Source organism: Streptomyces sp. Ru62, assembly GCF_002920615.1.
Classification (GTDB): domain Bacteria; phylum Actinomycetota; class Actinomycetes; order Streptomycetales; family Streptomycetaceae; genus Streptomyces.
This window is the reverse complement of sequence record NZ_PQSU01000021.1, coordinates 15,285-32,210: the sequence shown is the minus strand read 5'-3', so window position 1 is coordinate 32,210 and position 16,926 is coordinate 15,285. Positions and strand designations below refer to the sequence as shown.

Annotated in this window: 15 protein-coding genes and 5 pseudogenes; 9 read left to right on the top strand and 11 right to left on the bottom strand. The window is 70.3% G+C overall.

Annotation, left to right across the window (positions count from 1 at the left end; genetic code table 11):
- The first annotated feature begins 468 nt into the window (after window positions 1-468).
- Together C3492_RS44250 and C3492_RS26970 are read left to right on the top strand one after the other, a co-directional pair.
- On the top strand, window positions 469-720 hold the full coding sequence (locus C3492_RS44250) for a hypothetical protein (RefSeq protein ID WP_146075723.1): 252 nt from the start codon (window positions 469-471) through the stop codon (window positions 718-720).
- Window positions 717-962, top strand: a complete 246-nt coding sequence (locus tag C3492_RS26970; RefSeq protein ID WP_107500678.1) for a transposase — start codon at window positions 717-719, stop codon at window positions 960-962. Before C3492_RS44250 ends, C3492_RS26970 begins: the two co-directional genes overlap by 4 nt.
- Before the next feature lie 327 nt (window positions 963-1,289).
- Here the strand turns inward: C3492_RS26970 and C3492_RS26965 are convergent, their stop codons facing one another.
- From C3492_RS26965 to C3492_RS26955, 3 genes are all read right to left on the bottom strand, one after another.
- A complete protein-coding gene (locus C3492_RS26965) occupies window positions 1,290-1,805 on the bottom strand; it encodes a GNAT family N-acetyltransferase (protein WP_103814888.1) in 516 nt (171 codons plus the stop codon).
- Window positions 1,806-2,127: 322 nt separating this feature from the next.
- Window positions 2,128-3,249, bottom strand: a complete 1,122-nt coding sequence (locus C3492_RS26960) for an epoxide hydrolase family protein (protein WP_181140568.1) — start codon at window positions 3,247-3,249, stop codon at window positions 2,128-2,130.
- A gap of 580 nt (window positions 3,250-3,829) precedes the next feature.
- Window positions 3,830-4,597: a cyclopropane-fatty-acyl-phospholipid synthase family protein gene (locus C3492_RS26955; protein ID WP_103814872.1), complete on the bottom strand. Its 768-nt coding sequence runs from the start codon at window positions 4,595-4,597 to the stop codon at window positions 3,830-3,832.
- A gap of 479 nt (window positions 4,598-5,076) precedes the next feature.
- Between C3492_RS26955 and C3492_RS46055 the strand changes: the two are divergent.
- A pseudogene (locus C3492_RS46055) lies at window positions 5,077-5,364 on the top strand (PIG-L deacetylase family protein); the annotation flags it as partial.
- 99 nt (window positions 5,365-5,463) lie between these two features.
- Here the strand turns inward: C3492_RS46055 and C3492_RS26940 are convergent.
- From C3492_RS26940 to C3492_RS26930, 3 genes are all read right to left on the bottom strand, one after another.
- Complete coding sequence (locus tag C3492_RS26940) at window positions 5,464-6,240, bottom strand: XRE family transcriptional regulator (RefSeq protein WP_103814870.1); 777 nt, start codon at window positions 6,238-6,240, stop codon at window positions 5,464-5,466.
- 212 nt (window positions 6,241-6,452) lie between these two features.
- Window positions 6,453-7,001, bottom strand: coding sequence for a hypothetical protein (locus tag C3492_RS26935; RefSeq protein ID WP_146075722.1), 549 nt, complete (start codon window positions 6,999-7,001; stop codon window positions 6,453-6,455).
- 72 nt (window positions 7,002-7,073) lie between these two features.
- Window positions 7,074-7,679 (bottom strand): substrate-binding domain-containing protein, encoded by a 606-nt coding sequence (locus tag C3492_RS26930; protein ID WP_103814866.1) that lies wholly within the window; start codon window positions 7,677-7,679, stop codon window positions 7,074-7,076.
- A 263-nt stretch (window positions 7,680-7,942) separates the two neighbouring features.
- On the opposite strand from C3492_RS26930, the pseudogene C3492_RS26925 reads away from it, so the two are divergent.
- Window positions 7,943-9,058, top strand: a pseudogene (locus C3492_RS26925) (PP2C family protein-serine/threonine phosphatase); the annotation flags it as partial.
- Window positions 9,059-10,151: 1,093 nt separating this feature from the next.
- Here the strand turns inward: C3492_RS26925 and C3492_RS26915 are convergent.
- Together C3492_RS26915 and C3492_RS26910 are read right to left on the bottom strand one after the other, a co-directional pair.
- Window positions 10,152-10,430, bottom strand: a pseudogene (locus C3492_RS26915) (transposase); the annotation flags it as partial.
- A gap of 79 nt (window positions 10,431-10,509) precedes the next feature.
- Window positions 10,510-11,451 carry a type II toxin-antitoxin system PemK/MazF family toxin gene (locus tag C3492_RS26910; protein ID WP_103814864.1) on the bottom strand — a complete coding sequence of 314 codons (942 nt, stop codon included), beginning with the start codon at window positions 11,449-11,451 and terminating at the stop codon, window positions 10,510-10,512.
- 1,241 nt (window positions 11,452-12,692) lie between these two features.
- Between C3492_RS26910 and C3492_RS26905 the strand changes: the two genes are divergently transcribed.
- A complete protein-coding gene (locus C3492_RS26905) occupies window positions 12,693-13,082 on the top strand; it encodes a hypothetical protein (RefSeq protein WP_103814862.1) in 390 nt (129 codons plus the stop codon).
- 60 nt (window positions 13,083-13,142) lie between these two features.
- Here C3492_RS26905 and C3492_RS44775 read toward each other — a convergent pair whose 3' ends face one another.
- On the bottom strand, window positions 13,143-13,301 hold the full coding sequence (locus tag C3492_RS44775) for a hypothetical protein (protein ID WP_181140567.1): 159 nt from the start codon (window positions 13,299-13,301) through the stop codon (window positions 13,143-13,145).
- On the opposite strand from C3492_RS44775, the pseudogene C3492_RS26900 reads away from it, so the two are divergent.
- The 3 genes and pseudogenes from C3492_RS26900 to C3492_RS26890 all read left to right on the top strand — a co-directional run.
- Window positions 13,279-13,365, top strand: a pseudogene (locus tag C3492_RS26900) (2Fe-2S iron-sulfur cluster-binding protein); the annotation flags it as partial. The gene C3492_RS44775 and the pseudogene C3492_RS26900 overlap by 23 nt on opposite strands.
- 326 nt (window positions 13,366-13,691) lie before the next feature.
- Entirely contained in the window at window positions 13,692-14,186 is a 495-nt protein-coding gene (locus C3492_RS26895; protein ID WP_103814860.1) for a GNAT family N-acetyltransferase, read from the top strand.
- Between the two features lie 174 nt (window positions 14,187-14,360).
- Window positions 14,361-14,926, top strand: a pseudogene (locus C3492_RS26890) (transposase); the annotation flags it as partial.
- Between the two features lie 159 nt (window positions 14,927-15,085).
- Here C3492_RS26890 and C3492_RS44770 read toward each other — a convergent pair.
- Complete coding sequence (locus C3492_RS44770) at window positions 15,086-15,829, bottom strand: hypothetical protein (RefSeq protein WP_181140579.1); 744 nt, start codon at window positions 15,827-15,829, stop codon at window positions 15,086-15,088.
- Window positions 15,830-16,169: 340 nt separating this feature from the next.
- On the opposite strand from C3492_RS44770, the gene C3492_RS26885 reads away from it, so the two are divergent.
- Entirely contained in the window at window positions 16,170-16,643 is a 474-nt protein-coding gene (locus C3492_RS26885; protein WP_103814858.1) for a VOC family protein, read from the top strand.
- Between the two features lie 44 nt (window positions 16,644-16,687).
- Here C3492_RS26885 and C3492_RS26880 read toward each other — a convergent pair whose 3' ends face one another.
- Window positions 16,688-16,897 carry a hypothetical protein gene (locus C3492_RS26880; protein ID WP_103814856.1) on the bottom strand — a complete coding sequence of 70 codons (210 nt, stop codon included), beginning with the start codon at window positions 16,895-16,897 and terminating at the stop codon, window positions 16,688-16,690.
- Window positions 16,898-16,926 lie beyond the last annotated feature (29 nt).

Here is a 16,926-nt window from a genome sequence, read left to right as displayed (position 1 = left end):
CGGCCCGTACAACCCGTCGGCGGCCGGCCCCACCCTGATGGGGCCCGGCCGTCGCCTTCCGTCACAACCATCCGGGCGTCAACTCGGCGATCATCGGACCGCGCACCATGAAGCAGACGGGGGTTGCGGACCAACCAGCGGCGACGATGACGCAAGCCGGATCGGCGGGTCACGGCCGGTCGATTCGCATCCCGGGACGACGCCGGCGCCGACGCCGCCGACCGTGCCCTCGCCGGCCTGCGCGGTGCGCTCGGAGAAATCCGACCTTGGACGCGCAATCGCCGCCCTGGCCCGTGTCCAACAGGACTCACTGTGAAACCGGCAGCAGCTTGCCAACCAGCTGGTTCCCTCCTGCGGGAGTATTGCCCGGCCGCCCTGGCGGCCTTCGAACCTTGGCGCACCGGCTTGTGCCGGCCAGAGGCCCGGGAGCTCCTCAGAGCCACCCCGACGCCAACCTCCGCGGCGAACTTGACGCGCACACAGCTGACGGTCGTACCCCCAAGGGCCGGCCGCAAGCGGGGCATCAAGGAGAGGGCCGACCGACTCCAGGACGCTTTGCGTGCCGACTGGGCCCATCGGCCGCCGCTGGTCGAGGAGGCGCTGGGCGAGCAGATGCGCGCCCTCCTCGTCCAGTTGGAGGCCGTGCACCGCCGCCGACGACTCGCCGAGGCGGTGGAAGGGGCTAAGAGGCTTTCCCTCAGCACCCGGACGCTGAGGTGATTTTGAGCTTCCCGGGACTCGGCGTCCCGCTCTGCACCCGGGTGCCGGCCGAGATCGGAGACGACAAGGCTCGCTTCACGGATGCCGGCGGCCTGAAGGCGTACGCCGGAGCCTCACCCATCACCCGGGCCTTCGGCAAGGAGTCGAGCATCACGCTCGGCCGGCTCTACCACTACCTCCAGGACCACACGCTGTTCGAGGAACAGACGGCCTTTCCGACTGCTCTTGCCGCTGCAGCCTGACGGCGCTTCCGTCTGCCATGCTGTTCCTCTCGCAGGGACGGAGGACGCGTGACCGAGCCGGTCACCGGATGGATCTGGGGCCGCAACCTGCGTGCCCTTCTTGAGTCGCTGTCCCGCTACACCGGATACGATCGATCGACACCCCGCGGTTTCACGATCGGCAACGAGACTGGATGGCCACCCCTCTCGGGTGATGTCGAGCCCCGGTCTGGCTGAAGTCGCGAGTGTCCGAGCTGGGGTAGCCGCTGACGGCGAAAGCGTGTGTGTCACCGGGCCCTGTCGGCCCGCGTTCCTGACAGGCGCGGTTCGGAAAGGCCCGGCTCCGTGTCAGTCCCTCGCTTCCGTGAAACCCATCTTCTGGTTCATGGAGATGGCGCTCTCGTTCAGTGGGTGATGGAACGTGCGAACTTTGCTCGCACCACACTCACGGACGAAGCCCATCCCGAACGTCTTCATGGCAATTGAGATCCCCCGGCCCCGATGACTGGCCCGCACGCCGGTCATTTCGTTGAACACGAAGTCCCCGTGGGCCGACGTTGCCGCCATCCCGACCCAGATATCGCCGTCCAAAGCAACCACGACACCGCGCGGGTCGTAGGAGGCGACTGAGAACCGTCGCTCGGCATACTCCTCATACGAGTAGAACGCCCCGCGTTCGGGGATGTCGGCCGAGCACTCCTTGTTGAGTTCATATAGCGCGCGACGATGTTCTGGTGTGTCCCCCAACTCGGCCAGAGTCGCCAGACGAATGCCGTCAGCCCGGCATCTAGTCACGTACTTCTCGAAGTGATGCTCATCAAAGCTGGCCACATCAAGTTCGAGCCTCACCCACTGATCAGCCATGCCTCTCCTCCGTCGAACTGCCCGATCTCATCCTGTTGGCAGAGGAGGGGTGGTGACAAGATAACGGGCAGGCGGGAATTGCTACGAGGTAGCACTCGACTTCTTTGATACTCTCCTCGCGCTCAGTCAGAGCCTTGACATCAGCTCGGCCGGCGGAACTGACACGCACGCGCCGTGCTGAAGGCGGCGACCCCGCTGTAGCACGCGTGGGCCGTGCCGCGACCGGCGGCACGGCCCATGCTCCGTGGCTGTTCGGTGACTACAGGTCGAACTCGTGGCCGGCGGCGAGCTGCGGGTGCGGCCGATATCAAGCTCCTGACGATCACGGGATCGCCGGACCCTGCCTCGCCAGGCCAACTGCCGTGCGGACACCGGTGGCGTACTCCGACGGGCGCTCCCAGGCGGCGAAGTGACCGCCGGCGGGTGCCTCTGTCCAGGAGCGGACGTCGAAGAAGCGTGCCGCGAACTCGCGGGGCGCGTTGACGAGGTCCTTCGGGAAGATCGTGAACGCCGTGGGGACGTCGATGCGTCCGGCCGGCTTCGCCGCGCTCTCGGCGTAGGGGGTGAAGGAGGTGCCGATGGCGCCGCTCACCCAGTACGCGGTGATCCACGTCAGCAACTCCTCCCGGGTGAACACCGTTTCCACGTCGCCGCCGCAGTCGGTCCACGCCCGCAGTTTCTCCAGGATCCAGGCGGCCAAGCCCGCGGGCGAGTCACCGAGTGCCACCGCCAGCGTGTGCGGCTTGGTGGCCTGCTCGTGCATGTAACCGCCCTCCGTGGCCTGCCAGTGACGACCGTGTCGGATGTACACCCGCTCCGCGTCGGACAGGTCCCGCGGCGCGTCCACCAGGAAGCGGTACTGCGACACGTCGGTCAGGTGCAGGGCGGCGACGCGGTCGGGGTGAGCGGCGGCCAGCGCCTCGGCGACATCGCAGCCCACATCGCCCGCGGACACGACGTACCGTTCGTAGCCGAGCTCGGTCATCGCGTTCGTGATCGCTTCGGCCATGTCCCGGGACGACATGCCGCGGCGGGCGACAGGGGCGGCGAACGGGAAGCCAGGCAGGGCCGGGATGACCACATGGAGGTCGCACAGCAGCGGCCGGACCTTCTCGAACCGCAGGACGGAGTCGGGCCACCCGTGGAGGAGCACCACCGCCACCGCGTCGGTGCGCGCCGCTCGCAGATGGATCGCCCGCACCGGTGCGTCGGCCAGGCCGGCCAGGGCCCAGGGCAGGGTTCGGATCCGGGCTTCGTGCTGACGCCAGTCGTAGGAGCGGGCCCAGTAGGAGATGAGGTCCGCGAGGTAGTCGCCGTCGACACCCCGCGCCCATCCGAACCCGGTGGGGACGTCGACTCGGCGGTAGCCGCGCAGGCGCAGGCGCAGGTCGTCGAGCACCGACTGCTCAACGACGGGGGCAGCGGCGGGGTCCCTTCTGATCATGATCGGTCGTCCTCTCGTTCGCTCGCAACGTGTCTCATGTCCGCGTCCTGGCGATGCCCAGAACGCCCTCTGAGGGATGTCTGCCCCGGAGGGGGTAACGGCGACGACTGACCACCCGGGCGTGGACCGGGGCGTTGTGACGCGCCGCACCGCGCGGGCGATCTCTCCCGCGACTGGTCCATCTCCGCATTCCCCCAGCGCCCGCGGTCCAGACAATCGGGCAGGTCCCGCCGTTCACAACCGCCGCTGCCGTGTCATCACCGCCGGGCGGCTACGGCCTACGGCGCCGGCAACACTGGCCGGTCCGGGACCTGGCACAGCCGCATCGGACCGGCGTCGAGTATCGGATCTGGCCGGCACAACCTCAGCTGTGGCCGTCCTGGTCGACCCGCCCATCACACCGGCCTGCGGCAGGGACGGGAGGCATGACCAGCCCACCGATCGCCGCGAATCTGCCCTCCCTCCCGGGGGCGGAGGATCACCGTGCACAGCGGCGGCCGGGACGAGATGCTTGGCGCCGCCGCCAACGACCACTGATCTGCTGTGTATCACCACCGACTGCTGCAGAACCGGATGAGGCTCACTGAGGTGGCGGGGCGGTCCACTCCGGTTCAGCGGACGTCCGACGCAGGATCAGGCAGACGAAGCCGAAGACGTCCCGGTAGACGCGCAGCCATTGGTCGCGGTGCGTGGTGGCCGCTGCGAGCGCTTGGGAACTGCCAGGGTCGTCGGGGTGGTTCAGGGCCCATGAGGCCAGTGCCCCCGTCCAGGCCCATTCGTAGTCGTCAAGCTCGTCGCGTGTGCTGATGTGCCCGTAGACGGGTGTCCACCCATCGGCGATGACGCGGTCCACAGTGGTCGGGAGGTCAGCGAGGTCGCCGAGCATCTCGACGGCCTCGGGGGAGGGCTCACCGGCCCAGAATCCGTCACCGATCAGGACGCGGCCCCCGGGAGCCAGGTGCTTTCGCGCCGCCGTCAGGGTGGCGAGCAGGCCACCGAAGGCGTGCGTGGCCCCGACGCTGAGCACCAGGTCGAACGCGTGGACGGCGGCGAAGTCCACGGCGTCCTCGTGATGGAGGACGAGGCGCTCGTGGACGCCGAGGGTGCGCGCGGTCGTACGAGCATGCGTCAGCGAGCTCACGGAGACATCGACGCCCTCGGCCCGCAGTTGCGGATACGTGGTCAGGGCACGCACGAGCCACTCCCCGCCACCGCAGCCGAGGTCGAGTACGCGCTCGTCGCCGCATGGGATGCCGCGTTCCAGCAGTCGGCGCACCGAGTCGTCGTCGAGCGGAGCCGCAATCGGATGATCCGCATGGGCGAGCCTGGAGATCTGTTCACGGTTCACCGGTGGAGCCTGACATGAGGTGAGGTGGCGCGCACCTGGTTTCCCTTCAGAGCCGGAACGCCGCACCGGCAACCACCAGCCACGGGATGTGACACACACTCCCCTTGACCCTCAGTCCAGCCGTCCGACACCAGCCACGGCTGCACACCCACGATGTCCGGCGCCCACTCCCTCTTGAGGCTGCATTGGGTTGTCACGCTGCGGAACACCCTCACGACCGAGATGAAAGGGGCTGCCGAAGACGCCGGATCACGGGCGGTGTTGGCCGACCCGCGTGACGAGTTCGCGAGCAAGGGCATTTGCGCCGCGAGGTCGACGAAGGCCACGAAGGGATCGGACGGCCCTCGGCGCGCCGTGCGGCAGCACAGGGTCGCCGCCGACCCGGGCCACGAGGGGGCTGTCACCGCCCTCCGCCAAGTCCACCGCCGGGCGGGCGACACGTATCCATTCCTCCACCTCCTCTGTCGGCAGCCCCCGGGATGCCCCCTCGGCCCGGAAGCGGTTCATTCTGTCCACGCTCGCGTCGGTCACCGGGCCACCCTGTCGTCGCCGCGCACGCCGGGGACTCCGTATGGCGGGCGGGCGAAGCGATCGCCCTGCCTCCCGGGGCGAAGGGTCACCATCGCCTGCCTGACCTCGGGCGAGCGCGGCGAGTCCGCCAAGGCGTGGCGCGAGAGATCAAGGCGGTACGCCGCGAGGAGGCCGAGCAGGCCGCCGCCACCCTCGGCCCCCCGGTCCGCTTCTTCGGCGCCGACGACTACCCGCTACCGCCCCTGCCGTACTCCGGCCGCCCGCCGCCTGCCGTACTCGGGCGGTCCCCGCCAACGGCTCGGCGGGCGGACCGTTGCCCGCCCCCGGGCAGGGGATCAGCCCTCGTCCGGATCCTGCACGTCCAAGCCGGTGCACGCCAGTTGTTCGCCCACCTCCCCGCAGGCCTCAACGCCACGGGGGGAGCGTACGGAGAGCATCGGGCTCATGTAGCCGGTGGTGTCGTCGGCCGGGTAGGTCGTGGAGAGGACGTCCCGGCCCGCGCGTACCGAGACCTCGCGGGCGTGCGGGGAGCGCACCCGCACCTCCGACCAGGCGGTACCGCAGGCCGGGGAGTAGCGCAGCCGGACGGTGTAGGCGGGGTCGGTGACGGTGCTGGTGGTCCGCGCGTCGCGTGCGCAGGCCGTCGCGTCGGGCAACTCGCCCCGGCAGGAGAGCCTGTGGCAGTGCGGGACCGCCATCACGACCGGCGTACCGGTCGAACCGCTCTGGTCGTGCGCGGCGACGGCGGCGCCCACCACGGCCGTCACCCCCGCCAGCGCGAGCACGCACAACGGCAGCCACCGTCGCCCGCCCGAGCGCCGGGGTCCGATCCCGTCCGGGGTGCTCGCGGGCGATGGCCCGTCGGCGGTGTGCTCGGTGGCTTCCCACAGGGCCAGTACCGCGTCGGGATCGACGCGGGCCAGCCGGATGAGCGCCTCCACGGCCGGCCGCGGTGGCCGCTGTGCACCGGTCAGGTAGCGGTGCCAGGCGGACTTGCTGTACGGGGTGCGCGCTGCCAGCGCCGCCAGGCTCAGCCCCGTACCGTCCTTCAGTTCCCGCAGTCTGACCAGCAACGGTTCGTCGGGCGCGGTCGGTTTTTCGGGCTGGGGCATGGTGCGTCCCTCGACTCCCTTTCCACTATGGGCGCTTCGCCCTTGATGCCGGAATGGCTTCCCGAGGGGGAGGCGGTTGCAACACTCAGTGAGGTGTGAGGAGGGTGAGGCACATGAGCACGTCGAAGGCCTGTTCGGGGATGTGTGGTCCTCGAACAGGCCGCGACGGTCGGGCTGGGCGGTGGTTCAGGGGGTACGGCGGTGGGGGACCGTCAGCACCACGGGAGCGTGGCGTTGACCCTGACGTAACGGGCGGAGACATAGCCCCTGTGGTGGGACAGCCGGTACCACGTGTGGTTGCCGAACACCCCGGTGCCGTAGCGCTTGCAGGTGAGGGCCACAAGCCGGTGGGGGTGCCGGTGGCCGACCACCCGGTAACCGGTGCCCGGGCCGGAGCGGACGTTCAGCGTGAGGCGGTGCGTGACCACGCGGCCCACGGCGGGGATGCCACGCCGGTACGACGCGGTCCGCACGATGACGCGGCCGAGCCGGTGGGTGCGGTGCGCCGAGTGGAGGCGGCGCCCGGCGTGGTGCACGCGGTGCCCGCGCTGGACGCTGCGGTCGTGGCGGGCGGTGCGGTGCTTCGCCGACTGGTGCCGGGTCGGAGCGGGCAGCAGCGAGGGGAGGGTGTGCCGCACGCCGGCGGCGGGCGTGGGGTACGGGGTGGTGCCGCCCGCCTGGGCGGCACCGGCCGCCGTGGGCAGGAGGGCGAGCACCGCGACCGCGGCCAGCAGGCCGCTCTGCAGGGTCCGTCGGATCATGGAAACCTCCGGGCTGTCGTTCTCGTGACCACGCACCGTGATCACGACAGCCAGCGTTTCCGTGACGAGCTGTCAGAATGCCGTTCCCACGTCCCGTGGGACACCGGGGACGTCCCCCGGAACGGGCGGGGCGCGGGGGACGGGGCGCCGGCGGTACCGAGCCGCCCCGGCGCGCCGACGTGGCGACGCGGCGACGGCGTCTCCTGACCGCGTCGTCCGTACGGATCGACGAACCGACATCGGGCCGAGCGCGGCGAAGGTCGTGTTGTCGTAGCCGGCCACCGAGAGATCACCCGGTCCCGACAGCCCTGCATCGGCCACCGCCTCCAGTACACCCGTGGCGACGACGTCCGCTCCAGCGAAGACAGCTGTGCGCCTGATCGGGTGGGTGAGCAACTGCTTCGCGCCCTCGTATCCGCCCTGCTGCGTGTAGCTGGTCGAGACGACGTCGATCTCGGCTTCCAGGCCGAGGTCGCGCATGGCCTGCCGGTAGCCGTCGGTGCGCTGGGCGTTGGGCATCTCGATGCTGCGGGTGGGGTCGGGCTCGTGGTGTTCGATGTGGGCGATCCGGCGGTGGCCGGGTTCGGCGAGGTGGCCGACGACCAGGGCGGCGCCCGCCACGTCATCGTCCGCGACGGTGTCATGGACGGGGGAGTGCCCGTGACGGCCGACCACCACGGCCGTATCCGCGGGGGGCGTTCAACGACTTGGAGGCGCCCGGGTCACCCCACCCGCGTGGCGGTGTCGGCAGACGGTTGGCGTGGCCCGGGTCTGAGTTCCGGTACAGGAAGTAGCGCTGACATTGATCATGGTCGTCACCACAGCGAACGGTGCCGGCGTGGAGGTTCAAGAGAAGGATCGTTGAGCGGGTGCGGTCCGCAGGCTGAGCGCTGTGCAGCGGCCACCTGACGCCATGAGCGGGCTCGGCGGGAGCGGGAGCTCGGCACTTCTTCGACGCCTTCCCGGACAACCCCGCCGATCCGGAGGCCGACGGGGTGGCGGCGCTGAAAGCTTCGCTGCACAGGGTCTGTCCAGCGGCCAGAGCGATCACATGGCGGTGCAGAAGTACGACATCCCGGTCGCCGGCAGCCCCGAGGTGTTCAAGGAACGCTGGTGGTCCGCGATCAACGCGCCCGTCCTGGGGGCGGACGGGCAGGTCGCCTGGATCATCCACCGGGTCGAGGACATCACCGACGTCGTCCGCGCCCGCCGCGCGGCGTACCTGCCGTCGCTCAGCCCCGGCCGGGAGGCCGCCATGGAGGCCGAGCTGTACGCCCGGGCGCGGCAGTTGCAGCGGCTGAACGAGGAACTGCGGCGGGCCCACGCCCGTGAACGACGGATCGCCGTCGCCCTGCAGGAGGCCATGCTGCACGTCCCGGACCTGGCCAGACACCCGGACGTCACGGTGCGCTACCTGCCCGCCGTGGGAGCGCTGAACGTGTGCGGTGACTGGTACGACACGGTCGACCTGCCCGGGGACCGCTTCGCCGTGGCGGTGGGTGACGTGGTCGGCCACGGGCTGATGGCCGCCGCCGTCATGGGCATGCTCCGCAGCGCGCGGAGCGCCGCCACCCGCGCCGTCCACGGCCCCGCCCAGGCCCTGGAGGTCCTCGGGCTGTACGCCCGCTCGGTCGAAGGAGCCCTGGTCGCCACCGCCGTCCAGGTCCTCGTCGACTGCCACAGCCACCTGCTCATCTACAGCAGCGCAGGCCCCCCCGCCCGTCCTGCTGCACCCCAACGGCACCTGCGACCTGCTCGACCAGGCCACCCACCCACCGCTGGGCGCCCGCCCCGAACACGTCCCCCGCCCCCAGGCCAACGCGACGTACCGCCCCGGCGACACCCTCATCCTCTGCACCGACGGCTTGATCGAACGCCGCGATGAGGACATCGACACCGGCCTGACCGGCCTGATCTCCACCCTCACCACCTGCACCGACTTCAGCCCGGAACACCTCGCCGACGCCCTCCTCGCCCGCCTCCACCTCACTGGCGGGGCAGGCGACGACATCGCCCTGGTCGTCGTCCGCCTGAACGGCATGACCCGGCCGTGCTGACCGGGGCCCCGCCTCGAATCCTCCCCGCCGGCGGGGCCGCGCCGGCGCTCGTGGGCGGAGGCCGCCCGTTTCTCGTCAGGCTCGCGCCGACGGCCGAACGACCCGACCCGGCCAGGGCCCCAAGCTCCGAGTACGCCGGGACCCCTTCCTGCGGGCGCGACATGGATCACGAGTCCGCGCCTGATGTGACGGTTCGCGTGTGAACGAGCGAAGCACGTCTGGGCACGGGCGAGGCGGACCGGTATGGAACAAATCGCAGGCGGCGAGGACGGACAATCGCTGCTGGGGGACGCCATTACGGTGTCCGGCGCCTTCGAGGGCAGCGAGGACATCGCGTCGCCCGCGACCTGGCCCGCACCTTCCTCACCGACGTGCAGGCCGTGCACGGGCTGCCGGTGTCCGGGCGCGCGACGGGCATGGTGCAGCTCGTGGTCGGCGAGCTGGTCACCAACGCCCGCAAGTACGCACCCGGCCCCTGCCCGCTCACCCTGGAGATCAACGGCGGCGCCATCGAGATGACCGTCTGGGACAGCAACCCCACCCCGGCCGCGATCCCTCGCGCCCGACCCGAACCACATCGGTCAGCGCGGGCTGGAGATCGTGATGGCCGTCGGCCAGCTTCGCCATCCACCGAGAACCGGTGGGCAAGCGGATCACCACGGCGATCGTGCTGGCCGACGACCCCGGCGGGGACGCTGCCGGCCGTCAGCTGTGACCGGGTGAGATTTGAAGCCGGCGGTCACGCACCGGCCGCCCGCCCGCCAGCACCACGATGCCGAGCCCGTCCGGCGTCTCCACCACCGTGTGCCCGCACTGGACCAGCAGGCCCGCCACCGCGCGGCCTGCACCACCACCCGCATCCCGTCGCTGGACGCCCCACGCTGATCTGCCGCCAGCGCGGTGAACCCCTGCGACGTCGTCCAGCTCACCAGCACTCCCAAGGGCACCTCGCTCACTCTCAGCCCCGGCGCGGCGTCGTCCGCCTCATCGACGACAAGGAAGCCGGCCAGCTGCAGGGCACGACGAACCCGTCCAACGAGCTGGGGACGAACAGATGACACCGGCCTCGCCTGCTCCTGCTCGTCCAGGAGCGCAGGAGCTGGAGAACCTTCTGATGCAGCCGTCCCCATACTCCGGCGCGAGACCAGATGGTGAAGCGGCGATGCACGGTCGACTTCGACGCTCCGAAGCACGGTGGCAACGCTCACCAGGCGCAGCCGCTGACCAGCACGTCGATGATCGCGGCGGACACCGCCTCATCGTCGATTCGCGACCCCGCCGCCCTCCGGACGCACCCGCGCCGACGCGGCAACGGCCTCGCCAACTCCCACAAGCCGTCCGGAACGATCCAACCCCACCGTCCACTCCCCACGCCCAGCACGCCGGCAACTGGCCATGTAGGAAAGGGTCCGGTGATGCGGCGCGGGAGGCCTCCGCCGAGTGCGATGCGCTCAGCGAACGCCGTGGCGGCGCTTCACCTGCTCCCAGACACCTGTGTCGCACGGCCCGGCGATCCGCCGGAACGCCTCGTAGGGCAGTTCGCGCAGCGAGGCCGACTCGAGCCAGCTGTCCTGTACGGCGGTCGGGTCCCAGGAGGCCACCGGCATCCGGACATAGTCGGGGCGGCCGCTCTTGTCCGCACTGGTGACCTTGAGCACCTGGGCGTGATGGCGGAAGGTGCGCACCACCAGACATGGCCTGTCCTTCGAGCCGGTGCCGTCGTCGAAAGGAAGCTCGGCGAACCAGACGTCGCCCGGCGCGGGAGGACGCCCGCGGAACATGCCGGGATCCGGTGGCACCGACTCCGGACCCTGGCGCGGCGTGGACGCGGGCCCACTTGGCTGACGTACGGATCGGAAACCCGCGCCCCTTCGTGGCGGGCGCACCGAACCCCATCCGGTGCCCCTGCGCGGCGGCGCCGCAGCGGGGCGGGGCAGGGCGCGGATCCAGGTGCCGAGGAGCAATCCCGTGACCAGCAGCGACACGCCGGCACCGGTCAGTGCGCTGGAGATGAGGTCGGCGTCGGTCGCCGCGGCGAGGAGAGCACCGCCCAGGCACTCGGCCACCACCAGGCATGCCTGGATGCGCACCGAGCTGCCCTTCCCCGCTCGTACCGGCGCGGGCCTCGTGGCCCCGGGCCTGACCGGTTCGGTGGGTTGCGGAGTACGAGAGCGGGCGCGGGCGTAGGCGATGAGCAGCGCGATCAGCAGGACGCCGACCAGGTCCAGCACATCGGAGAACCCGTAGTCGCCGTCGTCCTGGTAGCCCTTGTCGTAACCAAGGACGAACAGGGCCATCGCGGTCAGGCTGGTGAGGGGAAGCCACGCGCCGAGCAGGGCGACAGCCAGGACGGCGTACGCCGCGCTGCCGTGCCGCCCGATGGTCTCCCGCACAGACACCTCCCCCCGCCCGGCGCCGACAGTACTGCCCTGACCTGCGGCCGGGGAAACCCGCATATGGAAGGGAGCAGTTGACCGGACGCGTGCGGACCCTCGGCCCGCCGGCAACGACGACCCCATCCGCCTGCGCGCCCATGCCAGCCCTGAAGGACACGACCACGACGGACGGATCGCACCACTGCGCCAGGCCCGGAGCGCCAGGCCTGGACAGCGCGGGCCTTTCCCTCGGGAGGCTGTTCCCCAAGCGTCCGGCCGGCCATCGTGACGGAGGATCGTCTGGTCCTCCTGGCGTGCGACGGCCGCATCGACCCAGGCCCTCCACATCGACCACTACGTCATCTGCCGCGCCCACCGCATCACCGAACGCCACCTCGGGCACCTCATGGCCCTGCGCGAACGCACCCGCCTGAGCCTCGTCGTCAGTGGCCCACCACCGGCCGCCCTGACCACCATCCTCAGCGCCGTCCGCCACCACGAGATCGATACCCTCGAAGCCGCCCGCCGGCACCGCAACACCGGCGCGCCGCCCCGTTCACACGCCTCCAACCACCCCTGGTGGTACCGCGCCCCCTTTCGCGCCCCTGACAACCAACCCTGGTACGCGCTGCCCTCACGCCCCCGGCGCCCCGCCAGGAGACCCGCTGCCACCACCCCACCTCCGGCGGCACGGCCTGCCGGCTGTCCGGCCCCAGCACGGCGCCGCCCCCCATCGGCTGCCGGCACTCTTGTGTCTCTGTCTCAAGGGGAGTTCACGGAGGTAGGACGTGGGGCGTGGAAGCGTCGTGTCCGTTCGTTGTCCGGCGCCGGCGGGGGAGAAGCACAGGTCATGCCTCGTTGTAGTCCGGGGGGCATGGTTGTCCGCCTTGCTACGGGCGGGCTGTGGGTGTGCAGTTCGACTTCGTCTGCGGTGATGGTGCGGCGGGACCAGTTGCTGGGTACGGGAAGCCCGGCGTTGACCAGGACCACGGCTCCCAGCGCTGGGGCCGGTGGGTTCGCGGACGCATGCGGGGCGCATCAGCCATAGGTGGTTCTCCTGCGCGCCGACCGGCTGCCGCTTCTTGGTGATGTCGAGGACCAGCAGGGTGGACAGCTGCTGCTGGACGGCGGCGGCGTACCGGGTGGGCTGCCCCAGATACCAGTGGGAGCGGTCGACGTCGAAGGCCTTGCGGTGTTCGACTGTCATTGCGCAGGTCACGCCGTCGTGGACGACATCGGTGATGCCTGGACCTTGCCGGGTGGCGCGGTCCACGCGGCCGCTGCAGCGGATCCTGCTTCAGGCGTCGGTCGGCCTGGTCGTGGAAGCGGGCTTCGGGCACGTGCTGGCCGCGCCGGAAGACCTGGTCGCAGGTGAGCTCGGCGACCACGGCGGTGACGGCGGCCAGGAGCCGACCGAACGCCGGCCGGGTCGCCTCGTGGTCGGGGAACTCCCGGACTCTCTCGCGCAGGGCGAGCAGTCGGAGATCGACCTGGGGGAGTGCGATCAGTGCGTCGAAGGGGCGCGGCCTCAGCTCGGGGTAGCCGGCCAGGTCCGCCGTGACCACGCGGCCGTGCGCCGACCTGGAGCGCGCCACTACGCGCACCGCCTGCGGCGGCTGGCGGGCACCGAGAGTGAATCGTTCGACTGACGTGCCTTCACCGACGGATACCCCGCGGTTCGGCTCGCTCGAGTCCGTAGGGCGTGCCAGCTAGAAGAAGGATGGAACGACGAGTTCGTCGGGGTTGAGCACCGACAGGAGCTCGACCTCCAGGCGGTCGGCCCACTCCGGCCAGGCGTCCATGCGGAACTCGACGCGCAGGGTGTAGGGGCGGGAGGGATGGACGTGCGGTTCCGACGCGATGCGCATCGACGGACGGAACCGGCTGGCCTGCAAGACCTTGATCGAGGACGTCAACCCACGACCCGCAGTGGGTGGAGTGGCGCGGCGGCCCAGCTCACGCGTTCAGCCCTGCCTGATGTGGCAGACAGACGCTGGTGCCTACCGCCTGTTCTGGTTTGCGGCTGGCCGTCGGGTGAGGGCGGCCCACGCTGGTCATCGATGCTGAGGTAGCGGATCGCCGGTCCATGGAGACGGCTCTTGTGCCGGGCGAGGAGTTCCGTGAAGAAGTCCCCCACCAGCTGTCCGGTATGCGGCTAGTGCTCCAGTCGTAGATCGTTATGTCCCTTGGTCTTGGGGCTGTCTGCCACTGGCGGAAACTCAGGTGTCCTCAGCGCACGATCTGCGTAGAGTCGGGCGATGCCCGAGCTGAAGCGGCTGCATGCCGACCACGCCCCGGCGGTCCTGGCCTTCGAGCTGGCGAACCGCACCTACTTCGCTGCCTCGATCTCCGACCGCGGCGACGACTTCTTCGACCAGTTCACCGACCGGTACAACGCCTCGCTGGCCGAGCAGGAGGCCGGCATCTGCGCCTTCTACGTGCTCGTGGCCGAGGACGGCTCGGTACTCGGCAGGTTCAACCTGTACGACTTGGTGGACAGCACTGCGAGACTCGGCTACCGGGTCGCGCAGCAGGTCGCCGGCCGCGGCGTGGCGACCGCGACCGTCCAGGAGCTTTGCCGGCTGGCGGCGGCGCGGCACGGGCTGCGCACACTACGGGCGGCCACCTCCCACGACAATGTCGCGTCCCAGAAGGTGTTGACCAAGGCCGGGTTCGTCCCGGTCGGCACGGCTGCCCCGGCCGATCTCGGCGGCAAGTCGGGCACCTGGTACCAGCGCGACCTTCAGCCGTAGACCGTGATCTTGCTGGTGGACCGGCCGCAGGTCACAGCGTAGACCTTGCCCGCTGGCAGCAAGCGTTCGAGGTCCTGATGAGCCGGATAACGATCCGGTGCGCACGGGTCGAACCCCGGTGCCGCGTGCAGGACTTGGTGCTGGGGGTCCTGTCGGATCTGCCGCGAACCGCACACCGTTGGCGTCCAGCGCCAGTACACCGCCACCGCCGGGAGGATCGGAAACTCCCAGGTCGCCGTCTACCTCGTCTATGCGGACCTGCGCGGGCACGTGGCGGTGGACCGGGAGCTGTACGTCCCGCGCTCGTGGACGTGCGATCCGCACCGCTGCCGGGCCGCGGGACTGGGCGAGGACACCGTCTTCGCAACCAAGGCGGATCTGGCCGCCCGCATGATCTGCCGGTTTTTTCGACGCCGGGCACCGCGTGGGCTGAGTTGCAGGCGACGAGGTCTACGGCGGCGACCCGAAGCTGCGAACCGCGTTGGAAGAGCGCCAGGTCGGCTACGTCCTCGCTGTCGCCTGCTCACATGAAGTCACCGCCAGCGCACGGAAGTTCCGCCGCGGATGCCCTGGCCGCGAAGGTGGCCAAGCGGGCCTGGCAGCAGTTGTCGGCCGGGTCCGCTGCCAAGGGGAACCGATTCTACGACTGGGCCGTCATCGACCTGGCCGAACCACGCCCCGGCAGTCGTCAGCTGCTGAACCGATGTCAGCAGAGTTGCCGTCGCCACCGGTACGTTCGCCTCACTGCCCGAGGCCCGGCGGCTGACGTGCGGGATCTGCCATGCGGCGGAGCAGGCGGCTGCCCAGTCCGCCGCTGCTTCGGCACAAACCGTCAGTGCGACGCTGTAGGCCGCCCGCAGCTCCGATCGGGCGGGCGCTGCTGGGGGGCGTACGGTTCGTTATTTCGTCGTGCCCCAGAGCTGGCCGTCGGGGACGTGGGACGGGTTGCCCATCAGCCTGGCGACCCGGATCTGCGCGGGAACGGCGCTGTGGTGGGCGTGACGCCCCGTGCGGGCGTGATACCCGGCTGCTCCGGTCCTGGATGCCTCGTGCCCCTGCGCGTCACGGGTGAAGGTCATCGCGTAGGGGTGGGTGAAGTTCGTCGTCGAGCCGTTGACGAGGGGGAAGTGTCCCTGCGCGGCGGTCGTGGGGGAGTCCTGGGTGTCGATGATCCACACGGTCTTGGCGGACACACCGCACTTCTGGAGGGTGAGCCCCTCGTACTGGTACGCGGTGTCGGCGAGACCGGCACACAGCCCCGTGCGTGTGCCGTGCGGCGCGAACTCGACCTCCACGGCGCGCAGGCTGCCGTAGTGCCGGTTCACCTCGGCGGACACGAGGCCGTCCTTGTAGAAGTCGGACACCGGGCCCGCGCGGTGCCCGACGATGTCTCCGGCCGGATCGGAGGTGCTGACGGGGCGCATCACGGTCGGTTGGCCCGCCCTCGCCTCACCCCCGTACACCGTCTCCACCAGGTTCGGCTGCTGCGCGGTGCCGGACCGGACGCTGTAGATCTGAATACAGCTGTCGCCGCACTCCGGCGTGGCCGCATCGGCGGAGACTGCTCCCGCGGCGGCAAAACCGCCGACCAGGGCCGTCACCGCCGCAGCGGCCAGCGCCTTCTTCCTGACAGACGTGATCATGAAGACTCCTGTGTTCTCGGGAAGGCTCGTAGTCGCGTCGGTGGACACGGAGGGTCGCCGGGCCGCAGCGCGGAGCGTGTCGCCTTCGCGTGGCAGGAGGCATCCCTCCTCCACAGGTAGGAGCATATGCTCCTAATTATCGGGTGGCAATGGCAAGACCGCTGCGGTAGCTGACGGCACACCCCGCCACTATCGTGGCTGTATTGGTCGGCCACGGTCCCCGTAGGCGTAGGCGTAGGCGCCAACCACGACCGAAGCGGCCCGCTCACCCATGATGGCGGTGGGAGTGAACTGCCCACACCGGCCCGGGCAGTCGTTCCTCCCCGATCGGAGACATCTCGTGGACCTCAAACTCGAAGCCATCGTGCTGCCCGTGTCCGACGTCGACCGGGCCAAGGATTTCTATGACAGGCTCGGGTTCCGCCTCGACGTCGACCAGACGTTCAGCGACGACTACCGGCTGGTGCACTTCACACCCCCCGGCTCCGGATGCTCGATCCTCTTCGGCAACGGAATGACCTCCGCGGAACCCGGCTCGGCCCAGGGTCTTTACCTGATCGTTCCCGACATCGAGCAGGCTCGCGCCGAGATCGGCGGTCGGGGTGTCGAGGTGAGCGAGGCGTTCCACGATGAGGGGGGCGTGCTGTTCCACGGTCACGAGGGCGGAACCGTCACCCACCGGGGTACGGGACAGAAGCGCCTGGACGGCCCGCACCCCGAGCGCGCCACCTACTGCTCCTACGCCTCGTTCACCGACCCGGACGGCAACGGGTGGGTGCTCCAGGAGATCACGGAGCGGTTCCCCGGACGCTGACGGGAACACGTTGCGCGAGTGGAACGGATCAATGTGTCGCCGGGTTACAGGCGGTGCGGTGTGAGATCGGTGCCGGCGAGCGCGGCGGCCGCGGCCTGGTTCGCACCGATGGTGGCGTAGACGGCCGCCGTCCGGCCGTAGGTCTGCGCGCATGCCTCCAGGGCCGCCCGCAGTTCGCCGGTCGGCGGCAGGACGTACTTTGTAAGTGGGTCGGTTCCTGGCGGGCGACGTCGACCCTGCAGGTTTGCCAGCACCGAGGCGGTCCCCGACGACCTCGCCGAAG